This is a genomic window from Streptomyces enissocaesilis (assembly GCF_039533765.1).
GTDB classification, from domain to species: Bacteria; Actinomycetota; Actinomycetes; order Streptomycetales; family Streptomycetaceae; genus Streptomyces; species Streptomyces enissocaesilis.
The window spans coordinates 1-15,495 of the sequence record NZ_BAAAUD010000001.1 but is presented as its reverse complement, the minus strand read 5'-3'; the positions used below and the strand labels follow the sequence as shown (position 1 = coordinate 15,495).

Annotated in this window: 15 protein-coding genes and 3 pseudogenes; 11 read left to right on the top strand and 7 right to left on the bottom strand. The window is 71.0% G+C overall.

Translation table 11 applies throughout. The annotated features are described in order from the left end of the window. Nucleotides 1-3: 3 nt before the first annotated feature. A complete protein-coding gene (locus ABD374_RS00090; RefSeq protein WP_344488584.1) occupies nt 4-816 on the bottom strand; it encodes a DUF4328 domain-containing protein in 813 nt (270 codons plus the stop codon). A 138-nt stretch (nt 817-954) separates the two neighbouring features. After that, on the bottom strand, nt 955-2,562 hold the full coding sequence (locus ABD374_RS00085; protein WP_425577081.1) for a family 20 glycosylhydrolase: 1,608 nt from the start codon (nt 2,560-2,562) through the stop codon (nt 955-957). A gap of 213 nt (nt 2,563-2,775) precedes the next feature. On the opposite strand from ABD374_RS00085, the pseudogene ABD374_RS00080 reads away from it, so the two are divergent. From ABD374_RS00080 to ABD374_RS00045, 8 genes and pseudogenes are all read left to right on the top strand, one after another. Continuing rightward, a pseudogene (locus ABD374_RS00080) lies at nt 2,776-3,365 on the top strand (2-oxo-4-hydroxy-4-carboxy-5-ureidoimidazoline decarboxylase). Between the two features lie 167 nt (nt 3,366-3,532). Further along, complete coding sequence (gene sdhC, locus ABD374_RS00075) at nt 3,533-3,913, top strand: succinate dehydrogenase, cytochrome b556 subunit (protein ID WP_078606921.1); 381 nt, start codon at nt 3,533-3,535, stop codon at nt 3,911-3,913. Between the two features lie 5 nt (nt 3,914-3,918). Beyond that, nucleotides 3,919-4,395 (top strand): succinate dehydrogenase hydrophobic membrane anchor subunit, encoded by a 477-nt coding sequence (locus ABD374_RS00070; RefSeq protein WP_344488569.1) that lies wholly within the window; start codon nt 3,919-3,921, stop codon nt 4,393-4,395. Between the two features lie 22 nt (nt 4,396-4,417). Continuing rightward, nucleotides 4,418-6,172 carry a succinate dehydrogenase flavoprotein subunit gene (sdhA, locus tag ABD374_RS00065; protein WP_344488566.1) on the top strand — a complete coding sequence of 585 codons (1,755 nt, stop codon included), beginning with the start codon at nt 4,418-4,420 and terminating at the stop codon, nt 6,170-6,172. Then, the gene (locus ABD374_RS00060; RefSeq protein ID WP_344488564.1) at nt 6,172-6,939 is read left to right on the top strand and encodes a succinate dehydrogenase iron-sulfur subunit; all 768 of its coding nucleotides are present in this window, start codon (nt 6,172-6,174) and stop codon (nt 6,937-6,939) included. Before sdhA ends, ABD374_RS00060 begins: the two co-directional genes overlap by 1 nt. Before the next feature lie 118 nt (nt 6,940-7,057). Beyond that, nucleotides 7,058-7,579, top strand: a complete 522-nt coding sequence (locus tag ABD374_RS00055; protein WP_344488562.1) for a hypothetical protein — start codon at nt 7,058-7,060, stop codon at nt 7,577-7,579. Between the two features lie 23 nt (nt 7,580-7,602). Next, complete coding sequence (locus tag ABD374_RS00050; protein ID WP_344488559.1) at nt 7,603-7,752, top strand: hypothetical protein; 150 nt, start codon at nt 7,603-7,605, stop codon at nt 7,750-7,752. Nucleotides 7,753-7,904: 152 nt separating this feature from the next. Beyond that, nucleotides 7,905-8,606 (top strand): TetR/AcrR family transcriptional regulator, encoded by a 702-nt coding sequence (locus ABD374_RS00045; RefSeq protein WP_344488556.1) that lies wholly within the window; start codon nt 7,905-7,907, stop codon nt 8,604-8,606. A gap of 41 nt (nt 8,607-8,647) precedes the next feature. Here the strand turns inward: ABD374_RS00045 and ABD374_RS00040 are convergent, their stop codons facing one another. Together ABD374_RS00040 and ABD374_RS00035 are read right to left on the bottom strand one after the other, a co-directional pair. Further along, nucleotides 8,648-10,009 carry a metallophosphoesterase gene (locus tag ABD374_RS00040; RefSeq protein ID WP_425577080.1) on the bottom strand — a complete coding sequence of 454 codons (1,362 nt, stop codon included), beginning with the start codon at nt 10,007-10,009 and terminating at the stop codon, nt 8,648-8,650. A 53-nt stretch (nt 10,010-10,062) separates the two neighbouring features. Next, complete coding sequence (locus tag ABD374_RS00035) at nt 10,063-10,314, bottom strand: SCO4848 family membrane protein (protein WP_344488551.1); 252 nt, start codon at nt 10,312-10,314, stop codon at nt 10,063-10,065. Between the two features lie 160 nt (nt 10,315-10,474). Between ABD374_RS00035 and ABD374_RS00030 the strand changes: the two genes are divergently transcribed. Continuing rightward, complete coding sequence (locus ABD374_RS00030) at nt 10,475-11,752, top strand: D-alanyl-D-alanine carboxypeptidase family protein (RefSeq protein WP_344488548.1); 1,278 nt, start codon at nt 10,475-10,477, stop codon at nt 11,750-11,752. On the opposite strand, the gene ABD374_RS00025 is transcribed toward ABD374_RS00030, so the two are convergent. The 3 genes from ABD374_RS00025 to trpS form a co-directional block, all read right to left on the bottom strand. Further along, nucleotides 11,655-12,692 (bottom strand): YihY/virulence factor BrkB family protein, encoded by a 1,038-nt coding sequence (locus ABD374_RS00025; RefSeq protein WP_344488545.1) that lies wholly within the window; start codon nt 12,690-12,692, stop codon nt 11,655-11,657. The genes ABD374_RS00030 and ABD374_RS00025 overlap by 98 nt on opposite strands. Before the next feature lie 133 nt (nt 12,693-12,825). Then, complete coding sequence (locus ABD374_RS00020) at nt 12,826-13,419, bottom strand: 2'-5' RNA ligase family protein (protein ID WP_344488542.1); 594 nt, start codon at nt 13,417-13,419, stop codon at nt 12,826-12,828. A gap of 160 nt (nt 13,420-13,579) precedes the next feature. Then, entirely contained in the window at nt 13,580-14,593 is a 1,014-nt protein-coding gene (gene trpS, locus ABD374_RS00015; RefSeq protein ID WP_344488539.1) for a tryptophan--tRNA ligase, read from the bottom strand. 95 nt (nt 14,594-14,688) lie between these two features. Between trpS and ABD374_RS00010 the strand changes: the two are divergent. Together ABD374_RS00010 and ABD374_RS00005 are read left to right on the top strand one after the other, a co-directional pair. Continuing rightward, nucleotides 14,689-15,247: pseudogene (locus ABD374_RS00010) on the top strand (RNA polymerase sigma factor); the annotation flags it as partial. Between the two features lie 11 nt (nt 15,248-15,258). Continuing rightward, nucleotides 15,259-15,495, top strand: a pseudogene (locus tag ABD374_RS00005) (hypothetical protein); the annotation flags it as partial.

The window sequence follows — 15,495 nt, the reverse complement described above, 5'->3', positions numbered from 1 at the left end:
ACGTCATGGTGTGGCCATGTCAGTCGAAACGGGAGAGGGAGTGGTCGCCCTGAGGTGCTGCATGCGCGTCAGCGCGCGTACGAAGAGGATCGCGAGCACGGCGGCCGCGATGTCGATCAGGTCGGCGGTGATCAGGAGGTCGAGGGCGTCGCGGATCTCGCCCGGCGCCTCGGCCTTGTTGTAGCGGTAGGTGGCGAACCCGGCGTACAGCTTCGACGCGACCCATGCCGTCCACCACAGGTCCAGGACGAGCTTCGGCTCCCGTTTCGCGCTCTCCAGCCCGTACGGGTCGCGCCGGCTGGCCGCCCAGACGTCCACGGCGATCCCCCGCGGCAGCCAGAAGTTGCCGATCGGGACGAACCAGGAGCCGATCGCCCAGCCGGCCCCTCTGCGCTGGAGGTCCGGCGCGAAGACGCCCGCGTTCCGCCGCACCCGGAAGAACCAGACGATGAAGACGATGCCCGTGACCAGCACCAGCGGGACGCCCACCTGCGACGCCCAGACCAGCAGGGTCTGGGCCCGGTCGATGTCCTCGTCGCTCACGGCGGAGAAACCCTCGGACGCCAGCTCGGCCCACTGGCCCCGGGAACGGAACAGGGCGAAGAGGTCGAAGCAGTCGGCCGCGACGACGGCGCCCAGCAGCGCCGTCACGGCGTACGACAGCCCCACCGGCGAGCGGAGCACCGCCACGGGCCCGGAAACGGGCACGGCGGGCGCGGGCGGCGGCAGCGGCGCGTGGGCGGCGGCGGTCACGCACCCGTCGCAGAGCCCTTCACCGGCCGTGGCCCTGGTCGTACCGCAGTTCGCGCACAGCATGGCTGGGCAGCCCCCCAAGAGCGTCAGGACGCCCCTCCCCGGAGGCGTGACGGATGTGCGGACGCCGGCCGGCGGCTGCCTGCGGAACATACGCCGCCGCCGGCCGGGCCGTCCATCACAAATGCGCAGCTCAGGCCGTCAGCCCGTACGCCCGGCCAACGCCTTGAAGCCCTCCCAGTCCAGCGCGGGCTTGTCCGGGTCCCAGGTCTTCTGGGCGAGGGCGCGCAGCGGGAGGTGGATGCCGCGCGCGACCTCCGCCTGCGTCTGGGCGTTCGGGAAGTCGCCCCAGACCGCGAGGCGGCCGCCCAGGACCTGGTCCGCGTAACGCGCCGGCACCGGGTCGGTGCCGCGCAGGACCAGGGGGGTCCAGGACTCGTAGATGCGGCGGCCGGTCGGGTACGTGAAGGTGTTGGGCTCGCCGAGCACGTAGTAGAGGTACTCGTCGTTGGCGTTGACCAGCTTGCGGCCCTCGCTCAGGTACTCCGTCGGCTGCCGGGCGCCGATCTCCTTGCCGGTCCAGTACTCGACCTCGCGGTCCTGGTCGGCCTTGACGACGCCGCCTGCGTGGAGGCCGTCGTTCCACGACTTGAGGTGCCTGCCGTGCGGGCGGAGGGTCGCGGCGCGGTCGTTGAGCCAGCTGGTGGCCAGGTCCTGGATCCTCGCGCCGGGGCCGTGCTCACGGACGGCCGCGCGGGCGAGCTGCGGGTACGACGCCTCCGGATCCCGCTTCATCAGCGCCTGGTACTCGTCGCCGCCGAGGTGCCAGTGGCGGCCGGGGAAGAGACCGGCGTACTCCTTCAGCAGGTCGTCCACGATCCGCGCGGACGCGGGGTCGGAGATGTCCACGGCGCCGGGCGCCGCCACGCCGTTGACGTCGCGCAGCTGGAGGTCCGGGTGCGCGCGCATCACCGCGCCGAGGTGGCCCGGCGAGTCGATCTCCGGGATCACCTCGATGTGGCGGCTCCGGGCCAGCTTCACGATCCGCCGGACCTCGGCCTTGGTGAGGTGCTGCTCGGAGACGATCTCGGGGTGGCTGTCGGACGCGATCCGGAAGCCCTGGTCGTCGGAGAAGTGCAGGACGAGCTGGTTGAGCTTGAGGTCGCCCATCTCGCGGACGGTGTCCTCGATCCACCCGGCGGTGTAGTGCTTGCGCGCGGTGTCGAGCATCAGCCCGCGCTGCGGCTTGGCGGGCTTGTCGCGTACGACGCCCTCGGACAGGCGGCCGTCGGCGCGCAGGGCCTGCTTGACGGTGCGGGTCCCGTAGAAGACACCGGCTTCGTCGGCTCCGGTGACGCGGACCCGTCCGTCACGGACGGTGAGGGTGTACGACTCGGGGGCGCCGCCGGGTGCCAGCGCCAGCTCGATGTCCCCGGCGCGGCCGGACCCGGCGGACGAGAAGCCGCGCTTCATCTCCCGGGCGAGGAGCTCGCCCTCGTCGGCGAGCTCGCTGTCGCCCGGCGCCACGACGACACGCGTGGAGCGCTGGAGCTGCCAGCCCGGGCCGGTCGCGGCGTCGTAGTCCCGTACGGAAGGGACGGCGCTGGGCGGCTCGGTCGGCCCCGCCTCCGGGGACGGCTTCGCCGGTGCCGCCTTACCGGTCGGTGCCGCCTTCGTGGACGGCGCTGCCTCGGTGGACGGCGCTGCTGGTTCTGCTGGTGCCGACGACGCCGGGGGGACGGCGGTGGCGATGAGCGGGACGAGCAAGGAAGCGGCGGCTACGGCCAGCGGCCCCCTGAATTGCGACATCATTTAGCAAACGATGCCCAATCGGCCCACCAATCGTCCACCAATAGACCAGTATGTGTGTTTAAACTCTCCCGTTCGGGTGAGATTCGCACATCCGTCGGACAGCGTTCGAAGAGCATCGATAGCGTCGTGTCCCGTCTGCCCCACACCTTCTCGCCCATCCCACTTTTTCGCCTGCCCCCTTCTCGCCCGTCCCCTCCCGAGGGGTTCACGCTGTGCAGCGAATCGCCGGGACGTACGGCCATACCCCAGCAGCACCGCGGGCCCGCGACCCCCGTCGGCCTCGGCCGCTTCAACGCCGCGCCCGCCGGCGCCGCCGAGGCCGCCCTGCTCGCCTGCTGCGCCGGTCCGCGCTGGGCGCGGCACGTCGCCGCCCACCGTCCCTACCCCGATCTCGGCTCGCTGCTCGCCGCGGCCGACGAGGCGGCGTACGACCTGTCCTTCGACGAGATCTCCGAGGCGCCGAGCCGCGAATCCTCGGCGGGTCCGCACGAGGACGCCCCGGCCGCCGCGCACACCGCGCTGCGCGCCGCCCACGCGGCGTACGAGAGCAGCTTCGGCCACGCCTTCGCGATCCGCCTGGACACCTTCCGCCCGAGGAACGCCTCGACCAGGTGCTGGCCGGGATCCGCTCCCGGCTGGGCAACGCACCGGACGAGGAGCGGGCGGTCGCCGCCGACGAGCTGCGCGGGCCGGCGCGGGGACGGCTCGCCCGTATGGCCTCCGATCCATGGAAAACTGAAGTTTTCCTGCCAAACCCTGACCTTGCCCGTCAGACCGGCTGCTCGGAGCCCGTCCGATAGCCCGTCCGTGGCGGTTTGGCTGCCACTTTGATCACACCAGTGGACCCCGCGCGAACGAACCGACAAGTCGTCGCTACGATGGCCGGGGCCGGTGGACCGTACCCGGCCGGGCCAGACCGACACAGAAGCCGGCATGGCCCCAATCCCCGCTCCCGGAGGGTTTTTCCGTGCCGGCTGGAACGCTGTACCGCGGCCGGGAAGGTATGTGGTCCTGGGTGGCTCATCGAGTCACCGGCGTCCTCATTTTCTTCTTCCTGTTCGTACACGTCCTCGACACCGCTCTCGTCCGCGTCTCCCCCGAGGCGTACGACGATGTCGTGGCCACCTACAAGACCCCTCTCGTGGCATTGCTGGAGTACGGCCTCGTCGCCGCCATCCTCTTCCACGCGCTCAACGGTCTCCGTGTCATCGCCGTGGACTTCTGGTCCAAGGGCACGCGCTACCAGAAGCAGATGCTCTGGACCGTGATGGGCATCTGGATCGTGCTGATGGCGGGCGCTCTCTACCCCGTGCTCGGCCACGCCGTACGCGAAGTCTTCGGGAGCTGAGGCACATGTCCATCGAGACCACTGGCGCAGTCGGTCCCGTCGAAGGCGTAAGCCGTTACGACGTGGACAACCCCGCTCCCGTCATCGAGCCGCCCCGCGCTCGTACCGGGAAGACGCCCAAGTCGACCCGCACGAACTTCGAGCTGTACGGCTGGCTGTTCATGCGGCTGTCCGGCATCGTGCTGGTCGTCCTGGTCCTCTTCCACCTGCTGATCCAGCTGGTGCTGGACGGCGGCGTGTCCAAGATCGGCTTCGCCTTCGTGGCCGGCCGCTGGGCCTCGCCGTTCTGGCAGACCTGGGACCTGCTCATGCTGTGGCTGGCCATGCTGCACGGCGCCAACGGCCTGCGTACCGTCATCAACGACTACGCGGAGCGGCCGAACACCCGCTTCTGGCTGAAGAACCTGCTGTACACCGCCACGGTGTTCACCGTCCTTCTGGGCACGCTGGTGATCTTCACCTTCGACCCGAACATCCGCTAGGCCCGGGGCTGAGGCAACCACCATGAAGATTCACAAGTACGACACCGTCATCGTCGGCGCCGGTGGCGCGGGCATGCGCGCGGCCATCGAGTCGACGAAGCGCAGCCGCACCGCCGTGCTGACGAAGCTCTACCCCACCCGCTCCCACACGGGCGCCGCGCAGGGCGGCATGGCCGCCGCGCTGGCGAACGTGGAGGAGGACAACTGGGAGTGGCACACCTTCGACACGATCAAGGGCGGCGACTACCTGGTCGACCAGGACGCCGCCGAGATCCTGGCGAAGGAGGCCATCGACTCCGTTCTCGACCTGGAGAAGATGGGCCTGCCGTTCAACCGCACCCCGGACGGCACCATCGACCAGCGCCGCTTCGGCGGTCACTCCCGCAACCACGGCGAGGCCCCGGTCCGCCGGTCCTGCTACGCCTCGGACCGCACCGGCCACATGATCCTCCAGACGCTGTACCAGAACTGCGTCAAGGAGGGTGTGGAGTTCTTCAACGAGTTCTACGTCCTCGACCTGCTCATGCAGGAGGTCGACGGGGTCCGCAAGTCCGCGGGCGTCGTCGCCTACGAGCTGGCGACCGGCGAGATCCACGTCTTCCAGGCGAAGGCCGTCATCTTCGCCTCCGGCGGCACCGGCAAGTTCTTCAAGGTGACGTCGAACGCCCACACCCTGACCGGTGACGGCCAGGCCGCGGCGTACCGCCGCGGGCTGCCGCTGGAGGACATGGAGTTCTTCCAGTTCCACCCGACGGGCATCTGGCGCATGGGCATCCTGCTGACGGAGGGCGCCCGCGGTGAGGGCGGCATCCTCCGCAACAAGGACGGCGAGCGCTTCATGGAGAAGTACGCGCCGGTCATGAAGGACCTCGCGTCCCGCGACGTCGTCTCGCGGTCGATCTACACCGAGATCCGCGAAGGCCGTGGCTGCGGCCCCGAGGGCGACCACGTCTTCCTCGACCTGACGCACCTGCCGCCGGAGCAGCTCGACGCGAAGCTCCCGGACATCACCGAGTTCGCGCGTACGTACCTGGGCATCGAGCCCTACACGGACCCGATCCCGATCCAGCCGACCGCGCACTACGCCATGGGCGGCATCCCGACGAACGTCCGGGGCGAGGTCCTCGCGGACAACACCACGGTCGTTCCGGGCCTGTACGCCGCCGGTGAGGTCGCCTGCGTCTCGGTGCACGGCGCGAACCGCCTGGGCACCAACTCGCTGCTCGACATCAACGTCTTCGGCAAGCGCGCCGGCATCGCCGCCGCGGAGTACTCGGCGGCGCACGACTACGTCGAGCTCCCCGAGGACCCGGCGTCGCTCGTCGTCGCCCAGGTCGAGCGCCTGCGCAGCAACACCGGCAGCGAGCGGGTCCACGACATCCGCCGGGAGCTGCAGGAGACGATGGACGCCAACGTGATGGTGTTCCGTACCGAGCAGACGATCAAGACGGCGGTCGAGAAGATCGGCGAGCTGCGCGAGCGGTACCTCAACGTCTCGATCCAGGACAAGGGCAAGCGGTTCAACACCGACCTGCTGGAGGCCATCGAGCTGGGCAACCTGCTCGACCTGGCCGAGGTCATGGCCGTGTCCGCCCTGGCGCGCAAGGAGTCCCGCGGCGGTCACTACCGCGAGGACTTCCCGAACCGCGACGACGTCAACTTCATGCGCCACACCATGGCGTACCGCGAGGTCGGCGACGACGGCACCGAGTCGATCCGTCTCGACTACAAGCCGGTCGTCCAGACCCGCTACCAGCCGATGGAGCGTAAGTACTGATGGCTACTCCGACCCTGGACAAGGTCGACGACGCTCAGCCCGCGTCCGTCGTCTCCCCGTACATCACGGTCACCTTCCGGATCCGCCGCTTCAACCCGGAGATCTCGGCCGAGGCCGAGTGGCAGGACTTCCGGATCGAGATCGACCCGAAGGAGCGTGTGCTCGACGGTCTCCACAAGATCAAGTGGGAGACCGACGGCACGCTCACCTTCCGTCGCTCGTGCGCGCACGGCATCTGCGGCTCCGACGCGATGCGGATCAACGGCAAGAACAGGCTCGCCTGCAAGACGCTGATCAAGGACATCAACCCGGAGAAGCCGATCACGATCGAGGCCATAAAGGGCCTCACGGTCCTCAAGGACCTCGTGGTCGACATGGACCCGTTCTTCCAGGCGTACCGCGACGTCATGCCCTTCCTCATCACCAAGGGCAACGAGCCGACGCGTGAGCGTCTGCAGACCGCCGAGGAGCGCGAGCGCTTCGACGACACCACCAAGTGCATCCTGTGCGCCGCGTGCACGTCCTCGTGCCCGGTGTTCTGGAACGACGGCCAGTACTTCGGCCCGGCGGCGATCGTCAACGCGCACCGCTTCATCTTCGACTCGCGCGACGAGGCCGGCGAGCAGCGGCTGGAGATCCTGAACGACAAGGACGGCGTGTGGCGCTGCCGCACGACGTTCAACTGCACGGACGCCTGCCCGCGCGGCATCGAGATCACCAAGGCGATCCAGGAAGTGAAGCGCGCGCTGATCACGCGTCGCTTCTGACCCTTCCCGGTCGTACGGGCACGAGGCGGCCCCGCCCTCCGGTTCACCCGGACGGCGGGGCCGCCTTGTGTCAGGATTCAGGGGCACAGGACGCGGGCCGAGGGGAGCACGGGGAACCATGAGTGAGCAGAATCCGAATCCGTACGCGGCGGACGGCGATCCGAACGGGAAGTACCAGTGGGGGCCGACCCCCGGTTACGGCTACCCCCAGGAGGCGCAGGGCTACGGCTACCCGCAGCAGCCGACGCTGCCGGGGGCCCCGATGCCGTACACCGGTCCTCCGGCGGACATGGGGGGCGCGCCGTTGATGTCGATCGGCGACATCACCGTCATGAGCGACTCGATCGTCACCCCTTCCGGCACGATGCCGCTCAGGGGCGCGGTGTGGACGGCCACCGACATGTCCCGCACCGAGGAGAAGATGCCGACGGTCGCGATCGTGCTGGCCGTCGTCTTCTTCCTCTTCTGCCTGCTCGGTCTGCTCTTCCTCCTGATGAAGGAGAAGACGACGACCGGCTTCATCCAGGTCACGGTGACCAGCGGCGGCCGCCACCACTCCACGATGATCCCGGCCACCGGCCCCGACACCTTCCACATGGTCATGGGCCAGATCAACTACGCCCGCTCGCTCAGCGTCTGACACCTGTCCGGGAAGGCCCGCCCATGTCCGCCACCGCCCGCAGTTCGGTCCACGAGGTCCTGGACGACCGCTTCCGCACCGGACGGTGCGCGAGCGGGGACGAGCGGCTGGAGACGCTGGACTCGCTGGTGATGTCGGTGGCGGGCGCGCCGCGGATCCGGCGTACGCGCTGAGCCGTCGACCAGGCGGTCCAGGGCCCGCAGGAGCCCTTCGCACGGGTGACGATGCTCGCGGCGGCCACGTAACCGCGGGGCCACGTCGGCCGGGGCCGGGGCACCCCGCCCTGCGACGACCGGTGCTCCGTCCCCGGCTAGGCTCGGACACCGTGAAAGAAGACAAGGCCCCCAAGAGCGAGCAGACCCGCACGCTCATCCTCGAAACCGCCCTCAAGCTCTTCCAGGAGCGCGGTTACGACAAGACGACCATGCGGGCCATCGCCAAGGAGGCGGGCGTCTCCGTGGGGAACGCTTACTACTACTTCGGCTCGAAGGAACACCTCGTCCAGGGCTTCTACGACCGGATCGCCGCCGAACACCAGGCGGCGGTCCGGCCGGTGCTGGACCGGGAGACGGAGCTGGAGGCGCGGATGGCCGGGGTGCTGAAGGCCTGGCTGGACATCGCCGCGCCGTACCACGAGTTCGCGGCGCAGTTCTTCAAGAACGCCGCGGACCCCGAGAGTCCGCTGAGCCCCTTCTCCCCCGAGTCGGAGCACGCCCGCGAGGCGGCCGTCGCCGTCCACCGGGAGGTCCTGGCGGGGTCGAAGGCCAAGGTCGCCGAGGAACTGCGGGGCATCCTCCCCGAGCTGATGTGGCTCTCCCAGATGGGACTCGTCCTGTACTGGGTGTTCGACCGCTCCGAGGACCGGGAGCGCAGCCGCCGCCTCGCCGAACGCGGCGCCCGCCTCACCAGTCGCGGGGTCGCGCTCTCCCGCTTCCGGGTGCTGCGTCCGCTCGTACGCGAAGTGCACGAGCTGTTCAGGGACTTCCTGCCGGGGATGGCCCAGGCGTCCTCCCGCACGGCGCACTGACCGGCGGCGGGACGCCGGGCGTCGCGGGTCGCGGCGGGCGGCTACGCCTGGCGGGAAGCCAGTTCGACCACCGTGATGTCGGACTGCGCGCCGACCCGGACGGGCGGACCCCACGCGCCCGCGCCCCGCGAGACGTACAACTGGGTGTCCCCGTACCGCTCCAGACCGGCGACGGTCGGATTGGCCAGGGCGGCGATGTGGTTGCCGGGCCAGAGCTGGCCGCCGTGGGTGTGCCCGGACAGCTGCAGGTCCACCCCGTGCTCCACCGCGTCGTGGATGACGACGGGCTGGTGCGCGAGCAGGACGCTGGCGCGGGTACGGTCCCGGTCCCCCAGCGCCCGTACGAAGTCGGGGCCCTGCCCCTCGCCCTCGCCCGCGACGTCGTTGACCCCGGCGAGGTCGAAGCCGGCGATCTCGACGCGGTCGTTCTCCAGCGGCCGCAGACCGAGTTCGCGCACGTGCTCGACCCACTGCCCGGCGCCGGAGAAGTACTCGTGATTGCCCGTCACGAAGAAGACCCCGTGCCGGGCCCGGAGCTGCGCCAACGGCTCGGCCGCGGGCCCCAGGTCGGCCACGCTTCCGTCGACGAGGTCACCGACGACCGCCACCAGGTCCGGCTGGACGGCGTTGATGGTGTCGACGATCCGTTGCGTGTGCGCGCGTCCGAGGATCGGCCCCAGGTGTACGTCGCTGACCACGGCGATCCGGAACCCGTGCGCGCCCCGTGGCAGTTTGGCCAGCGGCACCCGGACCCGCTTCACCCGCGGACCGCGCAGCACCCCGTAGGTCCCGTACCCGACGGTTCCGAGCGCGGCCACCGCGGCACCGGCGCCCACCACCCGTGAGACGAACAGCCGCCGTGAGAGGTCCTCCGAGGGGCCGGAGCCGCCGGTCCCGCCGGTCCCGTCGGTCCCGTCGGCGGGGGCGGGCTCCGGCGGGCCGGTGAGGCCGTCGGAGGCGGACGCGGTCACCGTGTCCGTACCCGTCTCCGTACCCGTGCGCGTGTCCGTGCCGCCCGGCGCCGCCACGGCCGGTATCCGGCCGGTGCCGGGGGCCCGGGCGGCCGGTCCCCCGGTCGCGGGGAGGGACGGGGCGGCGGAAGCCTCCCCGGCCGGCGACGCTCCGCCCCTGCGCTCCAGCCCCCACCGCAGCAGGGGCCGCACCGCCTCGCCCACCACCAGCGCCAGCAGCAGGTACATCAGCACCGCCAGCCACAGGAACCCCGGCCACGCCAGCACCTGCTGTGCCCGGAACGGGGCGCCGGCGCGCCCCGAGACGAGCGCGCCCACCGCCAGCAGCGGCAGCACCACCGCCGCCACCGTGCCCGCCCGCCGTGCGAGGCCGCCCGGCGCGGTCGTGTCGCGGACCAGCCGCCGCCACACGTACCAGTGCGCCCCACCCATCAGACCGAAGACCACCAGCACGCCCACGACGACACCCAGCACGGCACCCACAGTTATCCCCGGCTCCGCTCACGTCGCAGGGCCCGCACTCCACGGAACCCGATCACCCCGACCGCCGTCCCCAGAAGAAAGGACGTGACGGCGAGCAGCAGGTGCACCCAGAAGTACGTGGTCGGGTCACCCGCGTCGTCGAAGGCGAGCCCGCTGCCGTCCTTCCACAGGTTTTTGACGAAAGTGATCCAGATGAACCAGCTCCACACCCCGAAGGCGAGCAGGAACCAGGAGACGGGGCGGCTGAGCTTCATGAGCCCAGTATCGCCACCGTTCTCCGGCCTCCGCCGCCGGGGTGCGGACGCGGACCCCGGCGGGCGCCCGGCCACCGCCGCGGGCCCCGCCCGGCGGAGCCCGCGGCGGTGTGTCCCCGCCATGTCCGCCTCCACGCCGGCGCCCTGTACGTTCTCGATCGTGCCTGCCGTTAAAAAGACCGCTCTGACGGTCCTCTCCGCCGTGTTGCTGCCCGCACTCACCGCCCTTCCCGCGCACGCGGCGACCGCGGACGACAAGCCCGGCGCCAAGCAGCCGAAGCCCCCGGCCCTGATGTCGACGGTCGGCGGCGCGCAGCTCGGGCAGCCCGGTACGCAGGTGGTGCTCGGCCCGGGCGCACCCGTCCTCCCGAAGGAGCTGAGCGGCCGGTCGTGGATCGTCGCCGACGCCGAATCGGGCGACGTGCTCGCCTCGCACAACGCCCACTGGCGGCTGCCCCCCGCGTCCACCATGAAGATGCTCTTCGCGGACACGGTCCTGCCCCGCCTGCCCAAGACGCAGGTGCACAAGGTGACGGACGGGGAACTGGCGGACATCGGCGAGGGCAGCAGCCTCGTCGGCCTCAAGGAGGACCACACCTACACGGTCCACGACATGTGGCTCGGCGTCTTCCTGCGCTCCGGCAACGACGCCGTGCACGTCCTGGCGGAGATGAACGGTGGCTGGTCCAAGACCGCGCAGGACATGCAGAGGCACGCCGAGGAGCTCCAGGCCCTCGACACCCACGTCGTCTCGCCCGACGGTTACGACGCGAAGACGCAGGTCAGCAGCGCGTACGACCTGACGCTCATCGCCCGCAGCGGCATGCAGAAGAAGGACTTCCGCGAATACTGCTCGACGGTGAGGGCCACGTTCCCCGGCGAGAAGAAGAAGGGGAAGAAGCGCGAGAGCTTCGAGATCCAGAACACCAACCGCCTGCTGACCGGCGACCTGGGGGTCGCCCCGTACAAGGGCATCGCGGGCGTCAAGAACGGCAACACCACGCACGCGGGAGCGACGTTCACCGGTGTCGCGCAACGCGGTGACAGGGTGCTGCTCGTCACCGTCATGAACCCGTCCGCCGACGAGGGCCACGCCGTCTACAAGGAGGCCGCCCGCCTCCTCGACTGGGGCTTCGCGGCCTCGGGGAAGGTCGTCCCGGTGGGTGAACTGGTGCCGCCGAAGTCCGCCAGGACCGGCCGGGGCGCGCCGCCCGCCGAGGACCGGGGGAGCAAGGGGGGCGTCGGCGGTGAGGAGACCTCCGTCGTCGCCGCGGAGGACGCGACGACCCGGCTCGCGGCGACCGACGGCGGGGCCAGTGGTGTCGGCACCGCGCTCGCGATCACGGGTGGTGCGCTGGTGGCGCTGGCCGCCGGGGTGTTCCTGGTGAACCGGCGCTGGCCGCTGCCCGCCCTGACGCGTCGCCGCCCGCGCCGCTAGCCGGCGCGCCGTCACCGGTACCGGCGCCGTCACCGGTACCGGCGCCGTCACCGGTACCGGCCCCCTCCGCCGCCTCCTCCGTACGTTCGCTGTCGTGCCGCGTCGCCGTCCAGGCGGCGCAGCACAGCAGCAGCTTCGCCGTGAGGTTGATCCACAGCAGCAGCGCGACGGGGACGCCGAACGCCCCGTACATGCTCTTCGCCGCGACGTCCCTCATGTAGCTGCCCAGCAGCAGCTTGAGCAGCTCGAAGCCCACCGCGCCGATGAGTGACGCCGTGATCAGCCGGTGCCTGGCCGGGTGCACCCCCGGCAGCAGGGTCAGGACGTACAGCAGGATCAGGAAGTCCGCGCCGGCCGCGAGGGCGAGGGCCACGGTCTGCAACAGCACGCCGCCCGCGCCGTTTTCGGAGAGGCCGGCCCGCTCGGCGGTCCAGTCGACCGCCGTCGAACCGACCGAGGAAGCCGCCCAGGACGCGAGCCCGATCGCGCCGAGGCCGCACAGCACCACGGCGTCCATGAGCTTGCGCACGACAAGGTTGCCCTCGTCCGTGTCGTCCAGGTCCCACACGGCCCGGAGGCACTCCCTCAGCGAGCCGACCCAGCCGATGCCGGTGAAGAGCAGCAGGGCACCGGCGACGAGGCCGATGGTGCCCGCGTTCTGGACGAGGGAGGCGAGGTCGAGCTGCTCGGAGATGCCGGGCACCTGCTCGGCGAGCTTGCTCTCCATGCGGCGCAGCTGCCCGTCGGAGAGCAGGGCCGCGCCGATCGAGGCGGTGACGGTGATCAGCGGGAAGAGCGCGAGGAAGCTGATGAAGGTGATCGCGGCGGCCAGCCGGGTCCAGTGGACGCGGTCGAGCGTCTCGTACGTACGCCATGCGTGGGTGACCGCCAGCCGTGTCACGAACGGGCCGACGACGGGCAGGTTCTTCAGCCAGTCCATGACGTGCGTCTACCCTCCGCGACGGGAAACAGCGCGCTTTCGCCTGCCTGCGCCGAGGGCAGCGTCGGCAGGGTGCTGTCGCTGTTCCGGCGGCCGCCGGCCCGTCCGCGGACCTTTTCCCCGGGGGCGGGGGTCAGGACCGCAGCGAAGGCGCCGCGGGCTGGTCCACGGGCGAGTTCTGGGCCGGCACCACGCTCGCGGCACGGCCCCCGAAGGCGTACTCGCGGAGCTTGCGCCACACGCCGTCCGCGCCCTGCTCGTACAGCGCGAAACCGGCGCAGGTCCACTGCGCCTCGTACTCGGAGAGCTCCTCGTACGCCCGGTCCATGCCCTCTTCGGAGATGCCGTGGGCGACCGTGACGTGCGGGTGGTACGGGAACTGGAGCTCGCGCACGAGCGGGCCCGACGCGTCCCTGACCCGCTTCTGGAGCCAGGAGCAGGCCGACGCGCCCTCGACGACCTGCACGAAGACGACCGGGGAGAGCGGGCGGAACGTACCCGTACCCGACAGGCGCATCGGGAAGGCGCGCCCGGACGACGCGACCTGCGCGAGGTGCGTGTCGACGGCGGGCAGCAGCTCCGCGTCGATCCCGGTGGGCGGCAGGAGGGTGACGTGCGTGGGGATGCCGTGTGCGGCGGGGTCCCCGAAGCTCACGCGCCGCTCCTGGAGCAGGCTGCCGTACGGCTCCGGGACCGCGATCGAAACGCCGAGCGTTACGGTCCCCACGTCGTTCTCCTCCGTCGTCGTCCTGTACGTCCTGTGGCGGTGGTGCTGTGCGGTGCTGTTGCCTGTGTGCAGTGTGGCGGGAGCGCCGCCCTCGTGGCCAGGGTCCTTGGTCGGGGCACTGGTCCGGACCCTGGTCCCGGTCCGGACCGGCCGCTCGCGCTCAGTGCTTGGCGGGCAGCAGACCGAGCTTCTCGTAGGCCTGGGCGAGGGTCTCCGCGGCGACCGTACGGGCCTTCTCGGCGCCCTTGGCCAGGATCGAGTCCAGCGTCTCCGGGTCCCCCAGATATTCCTGGGTACGGGTCCGGAACGGCGTGACGAACTCCACCATCACCTCGGCGAGGTCCGTCTTGAGCGCGCCGTACATCTTGCCCTCGTACTTCTTCTCCAGCTCGGCGACGGTCTCGCCGGTGAGCGTGGAGTAGATGGAGAGGAGGTTGCTGACGCCCGGCTTCTCCACGGCGTCGTACCGGATCACGGTGTCCGTGTCCGTGACCGCGCTCTTGATCTTCTTGGCGGTCGCCTTGGGCTCGTCGAGCAGGTTGACCAGGCCCTTCGGCGTCGAGGCCGACTTGCTCATCTTGATCGCCGGGTCCTGGAGATCGAAGATCTTGCCGGTCTCCTTGAGGATGTACGGCGCCGGGACGGTGAACGTCTCGCCGAAGCGGCCGTTGAAGCGCTCGGCGAGGTCGCGGGTCAGCTCGATGTGCTGGCGCTGGTCCTCGCCGACCGGGACCTGGTCGGCCTGGTAGAGCAGGATGTCCGCGACCTGGAGGACCGGGTACGTGAAGAGGCCGACGGTGGCGCGGTCGACGCCCTGCTTGGCGGACTTGTCCTTGAACTGCGTCATGCGGGAGGCCTCGCCGAACCCGGTGAGGCAGTTCATGACCCAGCCGAGCTGGGCGTGCTCGGGCACGTGGCTCTGGACGAAGAGCGTGCAGCGGTCCGGGTCGAGGCCGGCGGCCAGCAGCTGGGCCGCGGCGAGACGGGTGTTCGCGCGCAGTGCGACGGGGTCCTGCGGAACGGTGATCGCATGCAGGTCGACGACCATGTAGAAGGCGTCGTGCGATTCCTGCAGGGCGACCCACTGGCGCACGGCGCCAAGGTAGTTGCCGAGGTGGAACGAGCCTGCGGTGGGCTGGATGCCGGAGAGCACGCGAGGACGATCAGAGGCCATGAACTCATTCTCTCAGGTGTGGAACCCGACTCGGTTCTCCGGTGCATCAAGAGGGTGAGGACGCGGGAGGGGACTCTGGAGGGGGCCGCACCGGCATCGACGATGCCGCGGCGATCGCGCGCGTACGGTCCGGGGGGCCCGAGGCGTACGCGGAACTGGTGCGCGCCCGCACGGGAATCGCGCTCAGGGCGGCGGTGGCCCTCGGAGCCGGTGCGGACGCGAAGCACGTGGTGCAGGCGGCCTCCTCCAAGGCGTACCCGTCGCTGGGACGCTTCAGGGAGGGCTCGGCCTCCCGGCCGTGGTTGCTCCGGATTGTCGCGAATGAGATGAGAAACACAGTTCGCTCCGCAGGGCGGCTCCGGGCCTCGGCGGGGCGGGAGGCGGCGCTGCCCGGCGCCGGGCCGGTGGTACCGGAATCGGCCGATCCGGCGGGGGCGGCACTGGCGGAGGAGCGGCGGGCGCTGCCGCCGGCGGCGCTGGGCGAGCCGAACGGGGGATCAGCGCCGGGTCGTCACGTACCGCTGTCCGCCGGAGAGGGACGAGGCGGAGACGGCGGAGGCGCCGGGGTGGCCGCGGGGCACGGTGAGGTCCCGGCTGAGCCGGGGGCTGCGGAAGCCGGGGCAGATCCTGCCGGGCAGCGGGGAGGGCGGGGAGGGGGTGGGGGCATGGGCGAGAAGCACTCGGACGAGCTACCGGAGGACCGCCGGAAGGAGCAGTGGGAGGAGCGGCCGGACGAGTTGCGGGAGGAGTTGCCGCAGGAGCTGCGCGGGCTGGGGCGGCGGATGAGGATCCCGGACGCCGACGGGGCGACGATGGCCCAGCGGGTACCGGCGCGGAGCGTCGCGGAGACGCGGGCCGTGCCGGTGGGCCGGCCCGCGGGACGCGGGGAGCGGGGAGCGGGG

Bases quoted from the DNA above. Each gene is read 5' to 3' on its own strand.
- ABD374_RS00090 (WP_344488584.1), bottom strand. From the start codon at position 816: ATGCTGTGCGCGAACTGCGGTACGACCAGGGCCACGGCCGGTGAAGGG.
- trpS (WP_344488539.1), bottom strand. From the start codon at position 14,593: ATGGCCTCTGATCGTCCTCGCGTGCTCTCCGGCATCCAGCCCACCGCA.
- ABD374_RS00050 (WP_344488559.1), top strand. From the start codon at position 7,603: ATGTCCGCCACCGCCCGCAGTTCGGTCCACGAGGTCCTGGACGACCGC.
- ABD374_RS00060 (WP_344488564.1), top strand. From the start codon at position 6,172: ATGGCTACTCCGACCCTGGACAAGGTCGACGACGCTCAGCCCGCGTCC.
- ABD374_RS00035 (WP_344488551.1), bottom strand. From the start codon at position 10,314: ATGAAGCTCAGCCGCCCCGTCTCCTGGTTCCTGCTCGCCTTCGGGGTG.
- ABD374_RS00070 (WP_344488569.1), top strand. From the start codon at position 3,919: ATGTCCATCGAGACCACTGGCGCAGTCGGTCCCGTCGAAGGCGTAAGC.
- ABD374_RS00040 (WP_425577080.1), bottom strand. From the start codon at position 10,009: ATGGGTGGGGCGCACTGGTACGTGTGGCGGCGGCTGGTCCGCGACACG.
- ABD374_RS00085 (WP_425577081.1), bottom strand. From the start codon at position 2,562: ATGTCGCAATTCAGGGGGCCGCTGGCCGTAGCCGCCGCTTCCTTGCTC.
- sdhA (WP_344488566.1), top strand. From the start codon at position 4,418: ATGAAGATTCACAAGTACGACACCGTCATCGTCGGCGCCGGTGGCGCG.
- ABD374_RS00025 (WP_344488545.1), bottom strand. From the start codon at position 12,692: ATGGACTGGCTGAAGAACCTGCCCGTCGTCGGCCCGTTCGTGACACGG.
- ABD374_RS00055 (WP_344488562.1), top strand. From the start codon at position 7,058: ATGAGTGAGCAGAATCCGAATCCGTACGCGGCGGACGGCGATCCGAAC.